Genomic DNA, 17,555 nt, shown 5'->3' on the forward strand with positions numbered 1-17,555 from the left:
ATTACGGTTCCGGCAGTTCCGTATAAGCTCCGTCGCATGAGCCAACCAGTGGGTCGTCCCAGGGACGGCCGGGTGGACGGGGCCATTGCCGCGGCGGCCAGGGAACTGCTGGCCGAGCAGGGGTACGCGCGACTCACTGTGGACGCCGTGGCGGCCAGGGCTGGAGTCGGCAAGGCCGCGATCTACCGCCGCCATGCCACGAAAGAACAGATGATCTTCGCGGCGGTCATGCACGACCTGGACCTCGCGACTCCACTCGACGCGGGTTCGCTGGCCGCCGACCTGGCCGCGGTCGCCCGAGACATTGTCACCAGCCTGGCCACGCCGTCGCCGGGAGTGGTGCCGGGTTTGCTGGCCGACGTACATGCGGATAGTGCCATGACCGCCACGTTCGTGGGAACGTTCGTCAAAGCCGAGCGCGACTGTGTCATGGAGGTGCTGGAACGGGCGGTGGATCGTGGCGAGTTGTCACGGCTCCCCGATCCGGCAGTGGTGCACGCGCTCCTGCTCGGCCCGATCTTCGCCTGGCTGTTCCTTCTCCTCGAAGAACGCGAGCGGCTGCCGGCATTCGCCGACACGCTGGCCCATGGGGTGGCTTACGTGCTGCAAGGCGGTGGCAGCCGCGAATGCGGCTCCGGCGACGGCTTGCCGATTGGCTAGGCAGCACCTGCGCCCGAAGCCTAAAATTGTCCGCGGCCGCCGGGAGAGTAGCGAAGCCCTGGCCATGAGCGGACGCTGCCGCTGGTGCCGCGTCCTCCGTTCCGGGATCCCTGGTAGTGCTGGCCTCACCACGGATAAGCGGGACGGCATGACTGATCTCGGAGTCCAGAAATCCAAGGATTGGGACATCACCTCAGGTACAAGGAGATGTCCCAAATGCGTAAGTCCCTTGCCGCCGCCGCAGCAGCAGCCGTCCTGCTGGGCGCCGCCTCGCCCGCCATGGCCACCGCCGTCCCGGCCTCAGACAAGACCGTGCAGCGGCAGGTGGACCGGCTGACCAGGCAGGACGGCCTGGCCGGTGCGGTGCTTTCGGTGCGTGACAGTAACGGTCGCACGACGACATGGACCTCCGGTACTGCGCAGCGCGGCACCGGCAAGCCGATGGTCGGTGGCGACGGCCGGTTCCGCGCGGCCAGCATCACCAAGCCGGTCATCGCGGCGACGGTGATGCGCTTGGTCGCCGATGGCAAGGTGAACCTGGACGAGCAGGTCGAGCACTACCTGCCGAGCTCGCTGCACGGCGCGCGGGTCACCGTCCGCCAGTTGCTTCAGCACACCAGCGGCCTGCCCGAGTACTTCGACCTGGTCGACTGGACCAAGCCCGCCATCCCCGCCGACCACCTCGCGCTCGCCATGACCCGCCCGTTCGTCGGCAAACCGGGCGAGCGGTGGTCCTATTCCAACACCAACTACCTGGTGGCGGGCCTGCTCATCGAGAAGGTGACCGGCAAGGATTTCCGTGAGGTGAGCGAGGACGGCGTGCTGAAGGGCCTGCCTGGCACCTACTGGCCGAAGAACGGCGAACTCGGCATCCGGGGCCGGCACGCTCACACGTACGGCGTCAGCCCCGTGTCCCCAAAGTCCGGGGAGACGGACACGACCCAGATGCCCGGCTATGCCTTCGGTGCCGGCGGCGGCCTCATCTCCACGCCGGATGACCTCAACCGCTTCTGGCAGGCCATCCCCGAGCCGACGTTGCGCACTATGCTCGCCGGCCCGGTCCCCGCATCCGACCCCAAGGGCAGCCGCTACGGCCTCGGCCTGTACACGTACCCGCTGAGCTGCGGCCCTGCCTGGATGCACGACGGCGGCCTGCCGGGGGTCCGCGTGCTCAGCGGACGCAACCGCACGGGCAGGGCCGCCACCGTCTACGTCACCGGCACCCCAAAGGACGACAAGCACCTCTTCGCTACCCTCGACGCCGCTCTCTGCCTCCCCTCACGCTGATCCGCCGCCATCGGCTCCTGTCACACGCGCCGCCGACACCAGCCCTGGCCGCTGCAGCAATGGCCCCGTCAACCCGGCTGTCCCTGATGCGATGGAGCTAATACGGAACTGTCGGCTCCGTAATGTGACAGATCCAACATTGCATCCGAACTAGAACAGGCCCATGATTCGAAACCATGAGTTCCGATACTTTCATTACCGTAAAAGGCGTGGTGTGGGCCGGTCGGATCCTGGTGTTCCTGGCCTGTCTGCATCTGCTGGCCATGTCGCTGCTGAGCGCGGACCACATCCCGGGCTGGCTCGGGGGAGAGCTGTGGTTCTTCCCGCCGAATCTGGACGATCTGGCTCGGCCGACTCCGAGCATGGGCGCATTCTGGCTGGCCTGGGGTAGCTTCGCTGTGCCCCTAGGGCTGATCGGGGCACTGGTCGTCGGGTTCGGGCGGCGCGGGCAGGTGCCGCCGCCCTACCTCGGGATCGGCGTGGCCCTGTGGGCGCTGGTCAGTGCCGCCGTATTCGAGCCTTCGCCGTTCGTCCTCGGCGTCGTGCCCGCCGCGCTACTACTGGGCGCCGCGCGCAGGCGCCGGGCGGTGGCCGCGTGAGGAGCCCCACGGTCATCCACATCGTGCGGATCTTCGACCCGACCGGCACCAGGCCCAACGCCTGGACGGCGGGCGTGGTGGTCAATCCTCTTCGGAAGGCTTGGGCCGCCTGTTCCGCGGGGGAGGCGGTGGGAGGGTGAGGGCGCCACGGACCGCGGCTTCCAGGCGTTCTCGGCTGTCGGATCCGATCACGGGCCGGCCGTCCGCGGATGGCTCGGTCAGCGCGCGGCGGAACACGGCCGTCGGCAGGTCGACCACGCACAGTGTGATCACCTCGACGCTCGCTCCGTCGGCTCGGCCCCACAGCCCCCGTGCCAGCCGGACAAGCAGCGCCACCAGCCGCTGGTCCAAGGCGAACATCTCCTCGGCCAGCTCATCGGGCACCTGAGGGCCGAGCAACTGGTCGCGGCGCACCGCCATGAGCATCCGCACCGCGGCGGGGCGGCGGTCGGCGAACACCGCGGGCGCGCCCGCCGCCGCCACCACCGCCGCGATCGCCGTCTCGCGGTCGCCCCCTTGCACCGCGTCGACGAGCTCGACCTGCAGATCCAGAAATTCTCCCGCCGCCCTCATCCACAACCGTCCGAGCAGCACTGGCAGCGACCCGAACGCGTGGTAGATCGCCCCGTTCGACACCCCGGAGGCCTCCGCCAGCGCTCGCACCGTGAACCGCTCCGGACCGCCGTCGGCCACCAACCGCTCGGCGACATCCAACAGCTGGTCGAGATCATGAGTGCGAGGACGAGCCATGCCCGCCACAATAGCGGAGCGCCCGCTCTGAAATGGTCCACGGCAGCGCTGTCCCCGGCGCGGGCACGTAGCCGTAGTCGAGGATGCGGACGCCGACCCAGTCCTCGCTCCAGAGCGTCTGGGTGATGAACGCCTCCTCGAACGCCGGCATCGTCGGCCAGCCGCGCTCGGTCCGCCGGACCACCTCGCGGATGAACAAGGCGCCGGCTCCGTACAGGGGAAGTACGGCGAGGAGCCCCACGACAGCGATCGGACTGGCGATAGGAACCAGCCGCCCTGCGATGAGCGCGGTGACCATGCCCAAGATTCGCCGCCTGTCGGCCGCGCTCATCCTCGCCAGGCACGTGCAATGTCACTGGAGACGTAGTCGGACAGCCGGACGGGGAGCTTGGCGAGGCGCCAGGCCCACGGCACGTACTGCCGCTCCGGTTCACCGGCCAGGGCAAGGCCGGGGAACCGGCGGAACAGCGCGTTGAACGCGATCTCCACCTCGTTGCGCGCCAGTGCCGCGCCCAGGCAGTAGTGCGGCCCGTGGCCGAAGCCCACGTGCACCTCGCGCCGGGAGTCCTGCTCACGGGTCACGTCGAGCCGTTCGGGGTCGTCGAAGCGGCGCGGGTCGTGGTTGGCGCTCACCAGGACCGGGATGACGCCCTCGCCCTTCTTGATCGTCTGCCCGTCGATCTCGACGTCCTCTGCCGCGTACCGCATCTGGGCGCCGTGTACCGGCCCGCACCAGCGCATCAGCTCGGGTATGGCACGCGACCACAGCCCCGGGTCCTTCTTCACCAGGTCAAGCTGGTCGGGGTGGGTGAGCAGGGCCAGGGTGCCATTGCCGATCAGGTGCGTGGTCGTCTCGTGCCCGGCCAAGATGAGGGTGATGATCATGGTGATCAGCTCGCGGTCGCTCAGCCGGTCGCCGTCCTCGTCGTGGGTGCGGATCAACGCCGACAGCAGGTCGTTCCCCGGGTTCGCGCGTCGCCGTTCGATCAGGTCCCGGGACAGTTCGATCATGCCCCGCCACGGTGCGTTCACCGCGCCGGGCGTGTGGGTCATGAGGGCCTCGCCCTGCTCGCGCCAGGCAGGACGGTCCTGCTCCGGTACGCCCACCAGCTCGCAGATGACCGTGATCGGCAGCGGGTAGGCGAAGTTCTCGATCAGGTCGGTCTCGTTGTCCAGCAGGTCGAGCAGCGATTCGGTGATCTCGGCCATGCGGGGGCGCAGGTCGATGACCCGCCGGGCGGTGAACTCGCGGGAGATCAGGCGGCGCAGCCGGAGGTGGTCGGCGTTGTCCACGTCGAGGATGGAGTCAAGGAGGTACGGGACCACGTCCTGGTCGATACCCCTGGCCGCCATGAGCTGCTCGCGGATGTTGTCCACCTCCATCCCGGGTACGCTCGCCGGATTGTTGACGAACCGGGTGTCGCTGAGCACGCTCCGCACGTCCTCGTAGCGGGTGACCAGCCACATCGGAGGGCCACCTCCCGGATAGGAGCCCCTGACCATCGGCCCCTCCTCCCGGATCCGAGCGAAGCCGCCGAAAGGGTCCTGCATGAGCGCCGGGTCTGTCAGGTTGACGACGTTCACGATTCCTCCACTCGGGTGAGGTTCAGGTGATGTTCTGCTGGTTCGTCTCCTTGGCCAGCAGTTCGCGCATGTTCCGATAGAGCTCGAGCACCCGCGTCGTCGCAGAGTGACGTCCTCAAGGATACATAATTCTGGAGCATCTGCTCTGTTATTGTGCCGGACATGCCTGGTCCTCGGATGCAGGGTCTCGATCGACGCCTGGCATTCCTTCCCTCAGGGGACCGTCACCCCGCAGGTGGCGCGGGGTCAGGCCCGCGACGCCCACTTGTCAAGGAAGGTCCATGAACACCCACGACGCCCAGTCCTCGCTCGACGGCATTCGCCGCCTCCAGGACAGGACTCACAACGAACTCGTACGCCAATACTTCGTGCTCCCCCAGGTCGCCACCTCGCTGTTGGTGGTCTTTCTCGTGTTTGCGTCGTTCGATTTCCCGGAGCCATGGGCCACCGCTGCCCGTGTGCTCGGATGCGCGGTGGCTGGGGGAGCGCTGATCGTTCAGCACCGGAGGTCTTCCGTCCGCAGGACGCCCACCGACCGTGAACTCGTGCTCTACGCGGGATGGGGGGCAGTTACATAGTGGTGTTCGTAGCCTTCCGGATCACCACCTGGGCACTCGATCTGCCCGCCCCCGCCACCATCGCCGCTGCGGCGACGGTCGTCACCGCCATCCCGGCCAACCCCCTGATCCGCCGCATCTACAGGGGGGTCATTCAGCAGGACCGCAGGCACGGGCTGATGGACCCCTTCTTCAACGGGTTCCTGCACGTCCCGGCCCGGCTGTCGATCGTGGCGCTGCTGGCCCCGGCCAGCGGGGTGGAATTCGGCTTCCTGAGGGACACGATCAAGACCGGCGACTCGGCACTGTCCGAGCAGATCTCGGCCTTGGCCGAGGCCGGCTATGTCTGGGTACGCACGAGCCAGGAGACGGGGACCCGACGCACGTACGTACAGCTGACGCCGGAAGGACGGCGAGCCTTCGAGCGACACGCGGCGGCCTTGGAGCGAATTGTCGCGGTCGCTCAAGCACAACCGCAGCCTCACGCCGGACGCTAGAGGGCCCAAGACCACAGGTGTGGGCCGGGAGGAGAGCACGGGGGCTCACCCTCCTCCCGGCGACGGGCGACGGGCGACGGGCGACGGGCGACGGGCGACGGGCTAGGGGAGTGCGGTGCGGGGGAAGGCGAAGATGGTCCGGCCGCAGTTCAGCGGGGTGGCGGTTTCGGTGGCGCACTGGTTCTTGGTCCACTCGGTGAGCGACCAGACCAGGCCCGTGGCGTAGTCGTAGGTGAGCGACTCGGGGTGGAATCCCCAGCACTCATACTGCGAGCTGTAGGGGTTGGTGCAGGTGTGGGATCTGCCGGTGGAGGTGTTCAGGGCCCACAGCTCGCCTCGTTCGTCGGCCCAGCTGTGCGAGACGTACCAGGTGCCGTTCCACGACAGCACTCCCTGCATGTTGCCGACCCGGGTGCGGTACGCCTGGGCCGCCGGGGTGTAGCCGCTGGCGTTGGCGCTCAGCAGGAAGTTCGCGCCGCCGAGGTTGTAGCGGTAGACCCTGCCGTGCAGGGCGGGGTCGCTGAAGTACTCCACGGCGGTCAGGGAGTCGGGGCTGGTGCTGCGGTCCAGGGAGATGGAGGCGAAGCACGGCACGCCCGTGTCGGTGCTCATGGTGCAGGTGCCGCTGGCGTAGCTGTAGAAGCCGACCTCCGGCATCACGTACTGGTAGCCGTAGGCGGCGTACCCGCTGCTCGTCTTGCCGATGGCCGAACTCGGATCGTTCACCCGCAGGATCTCCGACATGCTGAAGACCCTGATGCCGGTGGAGTTGGCTCCGGTCGCGCTGACGTACAGCTTGTCGCCGTACCAGGCCATGCCGCCCATGTGCGCTTTCGCTGGGCCGAAGGTGTTGTTGGAGTAGCTGGTGACGTTCGGGTTGGTGGTGCCGTCCGTCGGCGCGACCAGGTAGACCCAGCGGTATTTCGGCGCCGCGGGGTTGGTGTAGTCGATGAAGGCGACCCTGGCGTCGTTGTTGCGGAGGTTCGCACCGCACTCGCCGGCGTTGCAGTAGTTCCAGCCGCTGATGATGGCCTTGTACGCGCCCCAGGTGCCGTCGTCGTCGGCGTCCCCGGAGGTGGTGAGGCTCTGCGGGATCCAGGTCGTGGTGCTCGCGTCACCGCTGTCCCAGCACCAGCTGACCGTGGCGGCGGGCTTGATCGGCAGCCCGGCGGCCTCGGTGCTGTCGCAGGTGCGCATGGGGTGGTTGGCGCTCGTCATGACGTCGGCGAAGTCGACCTGTGTGAGGCCCGACTGTGTCTTGAGCGTGCTCAGCCCGGTCGTCGGATGCCAGTTGACACCGGCTCCGGAGACGGCGACGAGCGGGGTTCCGTAGGCGGAGTCGTCGACGGGGTCGGCCTGCGCCGCCGTGGCGGCGGCGAGCGGGGCGGTGGCTAGCAGGAGGATGGCGGCGATTCTGGCCACGGCTCTGGACAAGGGGCGTCCTCTCCATCCGGCTCATGTGTTGAGAGGCGGACAGCAGAAAGCATGAGAGCCGGAACGCTCCGGAGATAGCACTAAACACGTCTGAGTCGGACGAAATTGATGCCAATTCACGTGGCTAAGGTGGCTGCTGTGATGGCTACTCCCCTGAAGTTGTCGCGTGGCCTGCTCTTCATCTCCGACGGCTCTCCCGCCTACGCGCGGCGATACACGCACCAGGGCGAGGAGCCCGTGCACACGCACAGCTTCGTGGAGATCGCCGTCGTGGTCGCCGGGACGGCCGTCCACCTTTCCTCGTCGGGACGGCAGGAACTGCAGGTCGGGGACGTGGTCCTGCTGCGTCCGGGCGTCTGGCACGGGTACGAGGACTGCGCGCGGCTCGCCCTGTACAACTGCTGCATCGGCACCGACCTCCTCCGCAACGAGCTGTCGTGGACACGTGAGGATCCCCGGCTGGGTTACCTGCTCTGGACCGGGCCGCACTCGTTGCAGCGTCGCGGCCTGCTGACCACTCACCTGGACGAAGTTGATCTCCGTACGTGCGTCGGCTACCTGGAGGCGCTCGACCGGCTGCGCGATCGCAGCATCCAGAAGCACCGGGCCGACGTCATCGGCTGGCTCTCGCTCTTCCTCGGGCACCTGTCCCGCACGGTCGACACCGGGCAGGACGAGGCCGTTGCCGACTGCTCGGTGACCCATCCGACGGTCATGCGCGTCGTGGGCATGGTGGAGGGAGACCTCGCCCATGACTGGACGCTGGCCGAGCTGGCCGGGGCCGTCGCGCTCAGCCCCGCCTACCTGGTGCGGCTCTTCAAGTCGGCCACCGGGCTGCCGCCGATGGCCTACCTGGGCCGGCTGCGGGTCGAGACCGCGGCCGACCTGCTGCTGCGTACCGACGAGCCGGTGACGTCAATCGCCCGGGCGGTGGGCTGGCCGGACCAGAGCCACTTCGCGCGCCGTTTCAAGGCGTACTTCGGGCTTAGCGCGACCACTTACCGGAACCGGTTTCGCACCTAGACGGCTGGCCTACGTTCCCGCACTCCCCGCCGTACTTCGGCTGGGGTCCTTCGGGGAGTGGGGAGGGCGATCGTTGGGGTCCTTCTGAGGAGGAGGCGATGATCGTTGGGGTCCTTCCGGGGAGCGAAGGGCGATTGGTTGTGGTGTCGGTGGCGGAGCGGTAGTTGTGGAGGCGCGTCTAGCCGAGTAGCAGGCGGGCTGGACCGTACAGGCCGCTCGCTCGCTGGCCCGGGAAGACGAAGTGGGTGGGGCTGACCGCGTCGAGGTGCGGCGCGAGTGTGCCGTACACCTCGACCTCGACCGTGTTCTCGCCGGCCCGCAGTGCCGCGCCGACGTCGAACCGGTACGGCGAGCAGACCCTGATCCCGCACGAGTGGCCGTTGACCCGCACCTCCGCGGTGCCGCGCACCCGGCCCAGGTCCATGAGGCCGGTGTCCGGGCGCTCGTCGAGATGTACGGTGCGGCGGTAGCGGACGCCGCCGCTGTACTCCGGCAGGCCGGCCCGCTCCCAGTCGCCCAGCTCGATCGGGCCGGGGCCGGTCTCGATCTCGATCGGGCCGGTGAGGATGGCGCCGCCGGTGTACCCGGCCTCGGTCACCACTCTCAGCAGTGCCTCGCGCGGCCCGGTCCGCCCGTCGAGGGACGCCTCCAGACAGCCGGAACCCTCCGCCACCGTCTCTCCATCTACCAGTAGCTCGGCCGCGCCGCGCAACGGCACCCGGAGGGCGGTCGCGCCCGGCGGGACCTCGAAGCGCAGCCACTCGACGCGCCCCGCCGTCCCCTCCTCCGCCATCACGACCGGAAGCACGACCGGCGAAGAGACCGGTTCGTCCCCTGACAGCCAGGCGGTGCCGGGGAGCGGGTGCGGGCGGCGTGGCAGGTGCAGGGCGGCGGGATCGTGGTACTGCGTCCTGCGGGTCTCGGCCGGGGCGCGTTCGCCGTCGTGCGCCGCCCACCAGCCGGGCCCGGAGGTGACGCAGCCGTCGACCAGGACCGGCTCGGCACCGTCCCCCACGCGGACGGTCACCTCGTTCGCGCCGGGCCGGAGCACTCCGGCCAGGTTGTAGCGGCGGACCCGGGGCTTGCGCTCGTCGGCGTACGGGTCGAACCCGCCCTGCCGGCCCATCTCCACCCCGTTGACCAGCACCTGGCAGGCCGTCATCGCGGCCACCTGGAGCACCGTGCCCTTCGGCGTGAACGCGGCGGTCAGCTCGACCGGCCCTGCCGGACCGGTGATCCACTCCGGGCGCAGGTAGTGCTCAGGGCTGGTCACGACGGCGACGTGCGCGCGCAGCCACCCGTCGTCCTCGGGCACCAACCGGACCTCCAGCAGGTGGTTGCCGGGCGAGAGCGGCCGGCGAGCGAGCGCCAGGTAGCCCCTGTCGTCCAGCTCGACGTCATGGCCGTCAACCCGCACCGCCTTGGCGGCCGCGGCGCCGATCGCGAGGAACCCGTGCTCCGGCACGGTCAGCTCGGTCCTGAACCAGGCGCTCTTCCCCATGGCCACCTCGCCGAAGTCCAGGAACTCCTCCGGCACGTGACCCTTGGGCCCGAGGGTGCGGCGGTGGACGGGGTCCTTCCTGATGCCGCGCGAGGTCGAGAACACCGCGGGCCGCCACTCGCCGCCGTCGATCCGCGAGCTGCCGTGCGACCCGTACGTCGCGTACGCGGGCCGCCACTTCAGCCCGTCCACGCGGTGCTCGACCTCCCAGCGGTGCAGGACCGGCCCGGAATGGCCGAGGTCGCCCCAGGTGTCGTCCAGCGTGGGTACGAGCTCCATCTCCCAGCCGGCGCCGAGATCGAGCTCCCGCGTGGGGGGCGCGGCCGGTTCGGGCGTCGCCACCTGCTCGCCGGTGAAGACGAGCAGCGCGGCGGGACCGGCGTCGAACGGCACGACGACCTCGGTGTGCTCGCCCTCCACCGTGTACGGCAACGCGCGCACCCCACCCCCGAACGGGTCCACCAGCAGCGGCGTCCCCGAGACGCCGCGCACGCGCACCGGCATCTCGGCGGCGTACCGGCCGGGGTCGAAGTCGATGGTGGCCGAGTCCCAGCCCTGGTCGGTGCCGCGGTCGTCCGGTCGTTCGACCGCCACTCGGCTCGCCATGGGGAAGGTGGCCTGGAGGTAGACGATGGTGGTGCCGTCGAACTCCCGTACCAGCGGGGGGACCGGCGCCTCGACCCGGCGCAGCGGCGACAGCAGCGGGCCCAGGTCGGCCGTCGTCGCGGCGAAGCGGACACGCGAGCGCAGCGGGCCCTCGGGGCGCGCGCCGACGGCGACGACCAGCCCGCCCTCGTCGAGGAACGCCACGAGCGCCGCTTCCGTGGCCGGATCGAGCGTGACGCACGCGGGCAGCACGATCGCGGCATAGGACTCGTCGGCGACCTCCAACCGAGTCCGGGTCGTGCCGGGCCGGACGGTGGCCCGCTGGAGCGAGTCGTCGTCGATCACGTCGGCGTCCAGGCCGAGCCGGTCCAGGGCGCCGGGCAGCATCCTGAACCACGCCATCTCGCCCACGATCTCGCGGTAGACCTCCTGCGCCCGCGCGGCCTCCGCCGCCACCCCGTCGAGCCTCGTGCTCGCCTGTACGGTCGCGGTGGGCATGAGGACCGCCAGGTCGCAGGCGTGCCGGCCCAGCGAGAGGATCGCGCACAGCCGGGTGACGGCGTCGGCGAAGACGCGGTGGTGCCGCCAGTACGGCTGGCGCCAGTCCGTGGACGGCGGCGCCCACTCCCACCATCCGGCCTTGGTCGTGTAGTAGACGGCGTGCGGGTTGTAGAGCGTGGCTCCGGCCCGCAGCCAGGGGAGCAGCCAGTCGAAGGTCTCCTCCAGCGTGCCGCCCCAGCCGCTGGAGTGGAACGCCTCGATCCAGGTGCGCGGCCGGTCGTACAGGTGGGCCAGCGAGGAGTGCACCCGCGCGTCACCGTGGTGGTCGGAGCCCGGCGCACTGAACCAGCGATGGGTGCGCGCGTAGTCGGCGTACAGCTGGACGCCCTCCACCGGATATCCGGCGCGGGCGGGATCCTGCTGGTCGCAGCCGCTCAGCAGGCCGTGGCGGTCGTGCCAGGCGGCGAGCGGGCGGAAGAACGCCTCCTCCGCCAGCTCGGCCCGGGTCCGCTGGTAGTCGCGGCGTACCTCACCCGCGCCTTCCTCGTCCGCCCACAGCAGCGGCAGGTGAGGGGTGAGGTCGTAGCCTCGGCGCTTCTCGAACTCCACGGCGAAGGTGTCGGACCAGGTGGGGAGCGAGGGCAGCTCGTCCTGGAAGGAACCGGCGATGACCCCGCCCAGCCGGTGCCCCAACCGGCGTTCGAACTCGCCGTGCACCCGGTCGATCAGCGCCGCGCACGCCTCGGCGGACAGGTAGTCGAAGCCGCGGGTGGTCACCGAGCCGTCCGGGGACAGCCACCGGCCGGCGAAGCGGGGCTCCTCGCTGACCAGCCGGGCCTGGAGGTCGGCGCCCGAGAAGCCGAGCTGGTCGTAGAACCACAGGGAGATCCCCAGCTCCTCGGCGTCGGCGCACACCTGCTCCAGCAGGGTCCACCAGTCCTCGGAGAAGAACGGCGGGTCGTCGGCGTCGGAGCCGAACATCGGTCCCGACGGTGCCAGGTTGAGTATCACGAGGTTCCACACACCGCCCTCGGCGAACCGCTCCAGTTGCCAGCGCAGCCGGTCGTGTCTCAACCGCTCGCCGCTCCACCACCAGATGGCCGCGGGGGAGTACGCCCGGGGCGGGTGGCGCAGGATGTCGGCGAGCTCGGCCGGCAGGGTCATGGCAGCTCCAAAGGGGAGGTGGGCACAGCCACCACGTCGTAGGACAGGTTCAACTCGTCGAGGCCGGACAGCGCCTCCGGCCGGGCCCCGTCGTCCACGATGACATGGTCGAACGTCTGGAGGCTCGTGACCCGGTACAGCGCGGTCCTGGCCAGTTTGGTGTGGTCGATCAGCAGCACGCTGCGGGTCGCGGAGGCGAGCATCGCCCGTTTCACCGGCACGATGTGCTGCTCCTGGTGGTAGGCGTACTCGCCGGTCACCGCAGAGGTGGAGACGAAGCACAGGTCGGCCTGCAAGGCCGCGACCGCGTCGGTGCAGGAGACGCCGAGGAAGGAGTTGTGCAGCATGTCGTAGTCGCCGCCCAGCGCGATCAGCCGGATGCCGGGCATGCCCGCGACCAGCTCGATCGTCGTCAGGAAGTTGGTGACGACGGTCAGCGGCGCCAGCGGCTCCAGCTTCATGGCCAGTGCCAGGCTGGTGGTGGAGTCGTCGAGTATGACGGCCATGCCGGGCTCGATCAGCTCCACCGCCCTGGCGGCGATCGCGTCCTTCTCCCTGCGCATCGACTTCTCGCGGAAGGCGACGTTGCTCTCGAAGACGCTGGACGGCTGCGCGGTGACGCCGCCGCGCAGCTTGCGTACGATCCCCTGGCGTTCCAGCTCGTTGAGATCGCGGTGGATCGTCATCACGCTGACGTGGAACAGCTCGGCCAGCTCGGCGGCCGCGAGCTCGCCCTTGGCGTGGATCCGCTCCGCGATGGCCTCCTGCCGCCGCGCGGGTCCCCGCCGGGCTTCCCTGTCGTCGGTCATCATGGCTGTCTCCGGAGGGGGTTTCCGCGAAGCGGAGGGAGCATAACGCGGCTTAACATTGACATGTGATTCTCACGCTGTCCAGCGTTACAACGCACGCCATCTCGTAACACCCTGCTGGAGTTGAAGAGCGGTCCAGGAGGTGAAGCCCCAGCTCAGCCCGGATTGGGATGCTCGGCAGGGGGAGTGCGCGGCGGCTGTTATTTTCACATCTTGCTTGATAGGTTGCCCGCCGCGATATATACGTTTTCTTGACGCCCTCACCAGGCAAAACACCCATCTCTCCTCACTAGTGTGCCTAGTGCGCGATGTTGATGGAGGGTGACCGGGATGGTGCTGGCGAAACGGCCGGTCGCTACGGAGGGGACGCTGCGGTCGTGGCTGCTGGAAGGGCTGCAGACCGACCGCAAGCAGATCGAGCACGGCCCGCACGTGAAGCACTCGTGGTGGCGGGTGATGTGCCTGACCGGTGTCGACTACTTCTCCACGCTCGGCTACCAGCCGGGCATCGCCGCGCTGGCGGCCGGGCTGCTGTCGCCGCTGGCCACGCTGTTCCTGGTGGCCCTGACGTTGTTCGGCGTGCTGCCGGTCTACCGGCGGGTGGCCGAAGAGAGCCCGTACGGGCAGGGCTCGATCGCGATGCTGGAGAAGCTGGCGCCGCAGTGGTGGGGCAAGATCTTCGTGCTGGCCCTGCTCGGGTTCGCGGCCACCGACTTCGTGATCACGATGACGCTGTCGGCGGCCGACGCCACCGCGCACCTGCTGGAGAACCCGTTCGTGCCCGACTTCCTGGCCGGACAGCGGGTGATCGTCACGCTGGTGCTGCTGGCGCTGCTCGGCGGGGTGTTCCTGATGGGGTTCAGCGAGGCGATCGGCATCGCCGTCCTGCTCGTCTTCGTCTATCTCGGCCTGAACGCGGTGGTGGTGGCCACCGCGATCGCGCACGTGCTGGAGGCGCCAGGGGCGGTCGTGGACTGGAAGCAGGCGCTCAGCACGAGTTACCGCAGTCCGCTGGCGATGATCGGGCTGTCGCTGCTGGTGATGCCCAAGCTCGCGCTGGGCATGTCCGGGTTCGAGACCGGTGTGGCGGTGATGCCGGTGGTCAAGGGGGACATCCCGCAGCGGATCGCGGGGACCAGGCGGTTGCTGACGGTCGCGGCGCTGATCATGAGCGTGTTCCTGATCTTCTCCAGCTTCGTGACCACCGTGCTCATCCCGCACCAGGAGTTCGAGGAGGGCGGCAAGGCCAACGGGCGCGCGCTGGCCTACCTGGCCCACCAGTACCTGGGCAACTGGTTCGGCACCGCCTACGACGTCAGCACGATCGCGATCCTCTGGTTCGCCGGGGCCTCGGCGATGGCCGGCCTGATCAACCTGGTGCCGCGATACCTGCCCCGGTACGGCATGGCGCCGGAGTGGACCGGGGCCGTGCGGCCGCTCGTGCTGGTCTTCTCGGCCATCGGGTTCGCCATCACGATCATCTTCCAGGCCGACGTCGACGCCCAGGGCGGCGCGTACGCCACCGGTGTGCTGGTGCTCATGCTGTCGGCGGCGGTCGCGGTGACGCTGTCGGCACGGACCAAGAGGCAGCACTGGGCGACCGCGGGGTTCGGCGTCATCGCGGCCGTGCTGGCGTACACGCTGGTCGACAACGTCTTCGAGCGGCCGGACGGCGTGAAGATCGCCTCGTTCTTCATCGCCGCCATCGTCGTCACGTCGCTGATCTCGCGGGCCACGCGCTCCACGGAGCTGCGGGTCACCGAGGTGCGCCTGGACCCGCTGGCGGAGGAGTTCGTCAATGAGGCGTGCGGCGAGATCCATGTGCTCGCCAACGAGCCGCACCAGCGCGACCAGAACGAGTACAACGACAAGCTGCGCGAGACGTGGATCAACCACCGGCTGCGCAGCTCCGAGCCGTGCCTGTTCGTCGAGGTGTCGGTGCCGGACGCGTCGGAGTTCGAGACCGAGCTGCACGTCAAGGGTGAGGAGCGGTACGGCCACAAGATCCTCACCATCGAGAGCTCGGCCGTGGCCAACGCGCTGGCCGCGCTCCTGATCTACCTGCGTGACCGTACCGGAGGCGCGCCGCACATCTACTTCCACTGGACCGAGGGCAACCCGATCGTGGCGATGCTGCGTTACCTGGTCTTCGGCGGCGGCGACGTACCGGCGCTGACTCGTGAGGTCCTCCGCAAGGCCGAGCCGGACCTCGAACGCCGACCGCACGTCCACGTCGGCTGAAGCACCGGGCTTCCGGGGCCGGCGGCTACTTGCCGGGGAGTCCGGGCCTCGGCCGGTCGCGCTCGACGGCGAAGGAGACCGAGGCAGGGCCCGCCGCGAGGGGGAGCCGGATCTCGAAGACGGCCCCCGGGTTCGCGGGTCGTGCGCGCGCGCTGCCACCGTGGGCCTCGGCCACGGCGGCCACGATGGCCAGGCCGAGACCGGCGCCGCCACGGGTCCGCGCGGGGGCGGCCCGGTAGAAGCGCTCGAAGACGTGCGCCGCCTGTTCGGCGGTAAGGCCGGGCCCTTCGTCGCGCACCTCGACGACCACCTCTCTGATATCCGCGCCGCCGTCTGTCCGTACGGTGATCGTCGCCGGAGTGCCCGCCGGAGTGTGCGTACGGACATTGGCCAGCAGGTTGTCCAGCAGCTGCCGCAACCGCGTGCGGTCACCACGGACGAGCAGCTCCCCGTGGCCGGTCATCAGGCGCAATGGCCGGGTGGGCTCCACCGCCCGGGCCGCTTCGAGCGCCTCCGCGGCCAGGCCGGTCAGGTCCACCGGCCCGCTCTCCAGCAGGCGCCCCTCGTCGAGGTCGGCGAGCAGCAGGAGTTCGTCCACGAGGACGCCCATGTGGGAGGCCGTCGACTCGATCCGCGTCATGATCTTGGCCAGGTCCTCGGCGCTGTCCGAGCCACCACGGCGGAACAGCTCCGCGTACCCGCGTACGGTCGCGACCGGGGTACGCAGCTCGTGCGAGGCGTCGGCGACGAACCGGCGCAGCCGCTCCTCCGACGCGGCGCGCTCACGGAAGGCGACCTCGATCTGGCCGAGCATCGCGTTCAGCGCCAGCCCGAGCCGGCCTGCCTCGCTCCGCGGTTCGGCGGGTTCCACGCGCCGGGTGAGATCGCCGTTTCCGATGGCCTTGGCGGTCTCGGCGATCTCGTTCAGCGGACGTAACGCACGGCGGATCGCGCGGAAGGCGATGACGGCCAGCACGATGAGCGCGAGCAGCGTGATGGCGCCGAGAACGCCGGCCAGCCGCCCGATGAGCGCGTCGTACTCGGTCGCGCGGACTCCGGTGGTCAGGATCCGCCCGTCGGGTAGCCACGAGACGCGCAGCCACCAGTCACTCGCGCGACCGAACGGGCCGTCCCTGACGGACCCGTCATCGCCGGCGTCGGGAACCTCGTCGGGCGCGTCGTCGTCGCGGAAGAACACCGCCCCGTCCGGGACGTCCGTCGTACGCGCCTGAGGCCACCTCGCCCGGGCCGCGCCGGCCGGTGCGCCGGTGGGGGCGACGGTCTGGATCAACTGACCGTCCGCGCTCCGGAGCTGGAGGAAGGACGGCGATTCGCCGGTCCGCAGGGCGATGGAGAGCAGCCTCGCCGCGTCCCCTTCCGGCAGCGCGAGCGTGCGCCCGCCCGGCAGCAGCCCGGTCACGTCACGCGCGAAGCGGTCGAGCTGGGCGTGGGCCCGTCCCGAGCCGGTGTCCCGGATGACGCCCCAGGCCGCCATGGGCACCCCCACCAGCCCCGCCGCCAGCAGGGCCAGCACGGTGAGCCCAAGCCGTACCCGCAACGATCTCGGCGCCCGCAGCCGAATCATGGGCGCATCAGCCGTAACGCGTATCCGACCCGGGGCACGGTGTGGATCAGCGGTTCGCCGGCGTCGTCGACCTTCCGGCGCAGGTAGCTGATGTATGTGTGCACGACCCCTTCACTCCCGCCGGAGTCGTACTCCCAGACGTGGTCGAGGATCTGCCGCTTGGTCAGCACCCGTCCCGCGTTGGTCACCAGATAGCGCAGCAGCTTGAACTCGGTCGGGGTGAGCTCGATCAACCGGCCGCCGCGCCGCACCTCATAGGCGTCCTCGTCGATCTCGAGGTCGGCGTATGAGAGGCGGGCCGCTTGCCGGGTACGGCCGAGCACGGCCCGCGCCCGCGCGATCAGTTCCTCCAGGCTGAACGGCTTGGTCACGTAGTCGTCCCCGCCAGAGGTAAGACCGGCGATCTTGTCCTCGGTACGGCCCTTGGCGGTCAGGAAGATGACCGGCACCTGGTGCCCCAGTCGTCGCAGCCGTCGGCACGTCTCCAGCCCGGAGATGTCGGGCAGCATGATGTCCAGCACGACCAGGTCGGGCGCGAAATCGGCGACGCGGGCGACCGCCTCGGCTCCGGAACCCGCGGCGACGGCTTCGAAGCCCTCGTACCGCATGGCCATCACCACCAGATCGGACAGGTTGGGATCGTCGTCCACGACGAGGATGCGGGCGCTCACTCCTTCAGTGTCGTGCCGCGGTCTTAGAAATCTCTGTGGACTCCAAGAGCGGTCACAGAGCCCCTGAAGATCAGGCGGTTGGACTG

15 protein-coding genes are annotated in these 17,555 nt (G+C 69.6%); 7 read left to right on the forward strand and 8 right to left on the reverse strand.

Annotated elements, in window-relative coordinates:
- Nucleotides 1-36: 36 nt before the first annotated feature.
- The 3 genes from ACGFNP_RS51330 to ACGFNP_RS51340 all read left to right on the forward strand — a co-directional run bounded on the left by ACGFNP_RS51330 (nt 37) and on the right by ACGFNP_RS51340 (nt 2,546).
- Complete coding sequence (locus tag ACGFNP_RS51330) at nt 37-660, forward strand: TetR/AcrR family transcriptional regulator (RefSeq protein WP_358319799.1); 624 nt, start codon at nt 37-39, stop codon at nt 658-660.
- 216 nt (nt 661-876) lie between these two features.
- Complete coding sequence (locus ACGFNP_RS51335; protein WP_358319796.1) at nt 877-1,947, forward strand: serine hydrolase domain-containing protein; 1,071 nt, start codon at nt 877-879, stop codon at nt 1,945-1,947.
- Between the two features lie 209 nt (nt 1,948-2,156).
- Nucleotides 2,157-2,546 carry a hypothetical protein gene (locus ACGFNP_RS51340; protein WP_393330808.1) on the forward strand — a complete coding sequence of 130 codons (390 nt, stop codon included), beginning with the start codon at nt 2,157-2,159 and terminating at the stop codon, nt 2,544-2,546.
- 81 nt (nt 2,547-2,627) lie between these two features.
- Here ACGFNP_RS51340 and ACGFNP_RS51345 read toward each other — a convergent pair whose 3' ends face one another.
- From ACGFNP_RS51345 to ACGFNP_RS51355, 3 genes are read right to left on the reverse strand one after another with little or no spacing between them, the layout of a single operon-like run.
- The gene (locus ACGFNP_RS51345) at nt 2,628-3,296 is read right to left on the reverse strand and encodes a helix-turn-helix domain-containing protein (RefSeq protein ID WP_358319790.1); all 669 of its coding nucleotides are present in this window, start codon (nt 3,294-3,296) and stop codon (nt 2,628-2,630) included.
- Nucleotides 3,274-3,594, reverse strand: coding sequence for a hypothetical protein (locus ACGFNP_RS51350; RefSeq protein WP_393330811.1), 321 nt, complete (start codon nt 3,592-3,594; stop codon nt 3,274-3,276). The genes ACGFNP_RS51345 and ACGFNP_RS51350 overlap by 23 nt, the downstream gene beginning before the upstream one ends.
- A gap of 29 nt (nt 3,595-3,623) precedes the next feature.
- Nucleotides 3,624-4,880 (reverse strand): cytochrome P450, encoded by a 1,257-nt coding sequence (locus tag ACGFNP_RS51355; RefSeq protein ID WP_393330814.1) that lies wholly within the window; start codon nt 4,878-4,880, stop codon nt 3,624-3,626.
- Between the two features lie 281 nt (nt 4,881-5,161).
- Here ACGFNP_RS51355 and ACGFNP_RS51360 point away from each other — a divergent pair, with 281 nt between their 5' ends.
- Together ACGFNP_RS51360 and ACGFNP_RS51365 are read left to right on the forward strand one after the other, a co-directional pair.
- The gene (locus tag ACGFNP_RS51360) at nt 5,162-5,458 is read left to right on the forward strand and encodes a hypothetical protein (RefSeq protein WP_393330817.1); all 297 of its coding nucleotides are present in this window, start codon (nt 5,162-5,164) and stop codon (nt 5,456-5,458) included.
- 2 nt (nt 5,459-5,460) lie between these two features.
- On the forward strand, nt 5,461-5,934 hold the full coding sequence (locus ACGFNP_RS51365) for a transcriptional regulator (RefSeq protein WP_393330819.1): 474 nt from the start codon (nt 5,461-5,463) through the stop codon (nt 5,932-5,934).
- A gap of 102 nt (nt 5,935-6,036) precedes the next feature.
- On the opposite strand, the gene ACGFNP_RS51370 is transcribed toward ACGFNP_RS51365, so the two are convergent.
- Complete coding sequence (locus ACGFNP_RS51370; RefSeq protein ID WP_393330822.1) at nt 6,037-7,368, reverse strand: hypothetical protein; 1,332 nt, start codon at nt 7,366-7,368, stop codon at nt 6,037-6,039.
- A gap of 141 nt (nt 7,369-7,509) precedes the next feature.
- Here ACGFNP_RS51370 and ACGFNP_RS51375 point away from each other — a divergent pair, with 141 nt between their 5' ends.
- Nucleotides 7,510-8,391 (forward strand): AraC family transcriptional regulator, encoded by an 882-nt coding sequence (locus ACGFNP_RS51375; RefSeq protein ID WP_358319777.1) that lies wholly within the window; start codon nt 7,510-7,512, stop codon nt 8,389-8,391.
- Between the two features lie 178 nt (nt 8,392-8,569).
- Here the strand turns inward: ACGFNP_RS51375 and ACGFNP_RS51380 are convergent, their stop codons facing one another.
- Both ACGFNP_RS51380 and ACGFNP_RS51385 read right to left on the reverse strand, forming a co-directional pair.
- Nucleotides 8,570-12,163: a glycosyl hydrolase gene (locus ACGFNP_RS51380; RefSeq protein WP_393330825.1), complete on the reverse strand. Its 3,594-nt coding sequence runs from the start codon at nt 12,161-12,163 to the stop codon at nt 8,570-8,572.
- Nucleotides 12,160-12,975 (reverse strand): DeoR/GlpR family DNA-binding transcription regulator, encoded by an 816-nt coding sequence (locus ACGFNP_RS51385; RefSeq protein ID WP_393330828.1) that lies wholly within the window; start codon nt 12,973-12,975, stop codon nt 12,160-12,162. Before ACGFNP_RS51385 ends, ACGFNP_RS51380 begins: the two co-directional genes overlap by 4 nt.
- 327 nt (nt 12,976-13,302) lie before the next feature.
- Here ACGFNP_RS51385 and ACGFNP_RS51390 point away from each other — a divergent pair, with 327 nt between their 5' ends.
- Nucleotides 13,303-15,213, forward strand: a complete 1,911-nt coding sequence (locus ACGFNP_RS51390) for an amino acid transporter (protein WP_393330830.1) — start codon at nt 13,303-13,305, stop codon at nt 15,211-15,213.
- Nucleotides 15,214-15,238: 25 nt separating this feature from the next.
- Here ACGFNP_RS51390 and ACGFNP_RS51395 read toward each other — a convergent pair whose 3' ends face one another.
- Both ACGFNP_RS51395 and ACGFNP_RS51400 read right to left on the reverse strand, forming a co-directional pair.
- Nucleotides 15,239-16,798, reverse strand: a complete 1,560-nt coding sequence (locus ACGFNP_RS51395) for an ATP-binding protein (protein ID WP_393330833.1) — start codon at nt 16,796-16,798, stop codon at nt 15,239-15,241.
- On the reverse strand, nt 16,795-17,469 hold the full coding sequence (locus ACGFNP_RS51400) for a response regulator transcription factor (RefSeq protein ID WP_393330836.1): 675 nt from the start codon (nt 17,467-17,469) through the stop codon (nt 16,795-16,797). Before ACGFNP_RS51400 ends, ACGFNP_RS51395 begins: the two co-directional genes overlap by 4 nt.
- Nucleotides 17,470-17,555 lie beyond the last annotated feature (86 nt).

The organism is Nonomuraea sp. NPDC049269 (assembly GCF_043197155.1).
GTDB lineage: Bacteria > Actinomycetota > Actinomycetes > Streptosporangiales > Streptosporangiaceae > Nonomuraea.

Coding starts and splice junctions, on each gene's coding strand:
- ACGFNP_RS51330 (WP_358319799.1), top strand. CDS start 37: ATGAGCCAACCAGTGGGTCGTCCCAGGGACGGCCGGGTGGACGGGGCC.
- ACGFNP_RS51335 (WP_358319796.1), top strand. CDS start 877: ATGCGTAAGTCCCTTGCCGCCGCCGCAGCAGCAGCCGTCCTGCTGGGC.
- ACGFNP_RS51345 (WP_358319790.1), bottom strand. CDS start 3,296: ATGGCTCGTCCTCGCACTCATGATCTCGACCAGCTGTTGGATGTCGCC.
- ACGFNP_RS51350 (WP_393330811.1), bottom strand. CDS start 3,594: ATGGTCACCGCGCTCATCGCAGGGCGGCTGGTTCCTATCGCCAGTCCG.
- ACGFNP_RS51360 (WP_393330817.1), top strand. CDS start 5,162: ATGAACACCCACGACGCCCAGTCCTCGCTCGACGGCATTCGCCGCCTC.
- ACGFNP_RS51375 (WP_358319777.1), top strand. CDS start 7,510: ATGGCTACTCCCCTGAAGTTGTCGCGTGGCCTGCTCTTCATCTCCGAC.
- ACGFNP_RS51380 (WP_393330825.1), bottom strand. CDS start 12,163: ATGACCCTGCCGGCCGAGCTCGCCGACATCCTGCGCCACCCGCCCCGG.
- ACGFNP_RS51385 (WP_393330828.1), bottom strand. CDS start 12,975: ATGATGACCGACGACAGGGAAGCCCGGCGGGGACCCGCGCGGCGGCAG.
- ACGFNP_RS51390 (WP_393330830.1), top strand. CDS start 13,303: ATGGTGCTGGCGAAACGGCCGGTCGCTACGGAGGGGACGCTGCGGTCG.
- ACGFNP_RS51395 (WP_393330833.1), bottom strand. CDS start 16,798: ATGATTCGGCTGCGGGCGCCGAGATCGTTGCGGGTACGGCTTGGGCTC.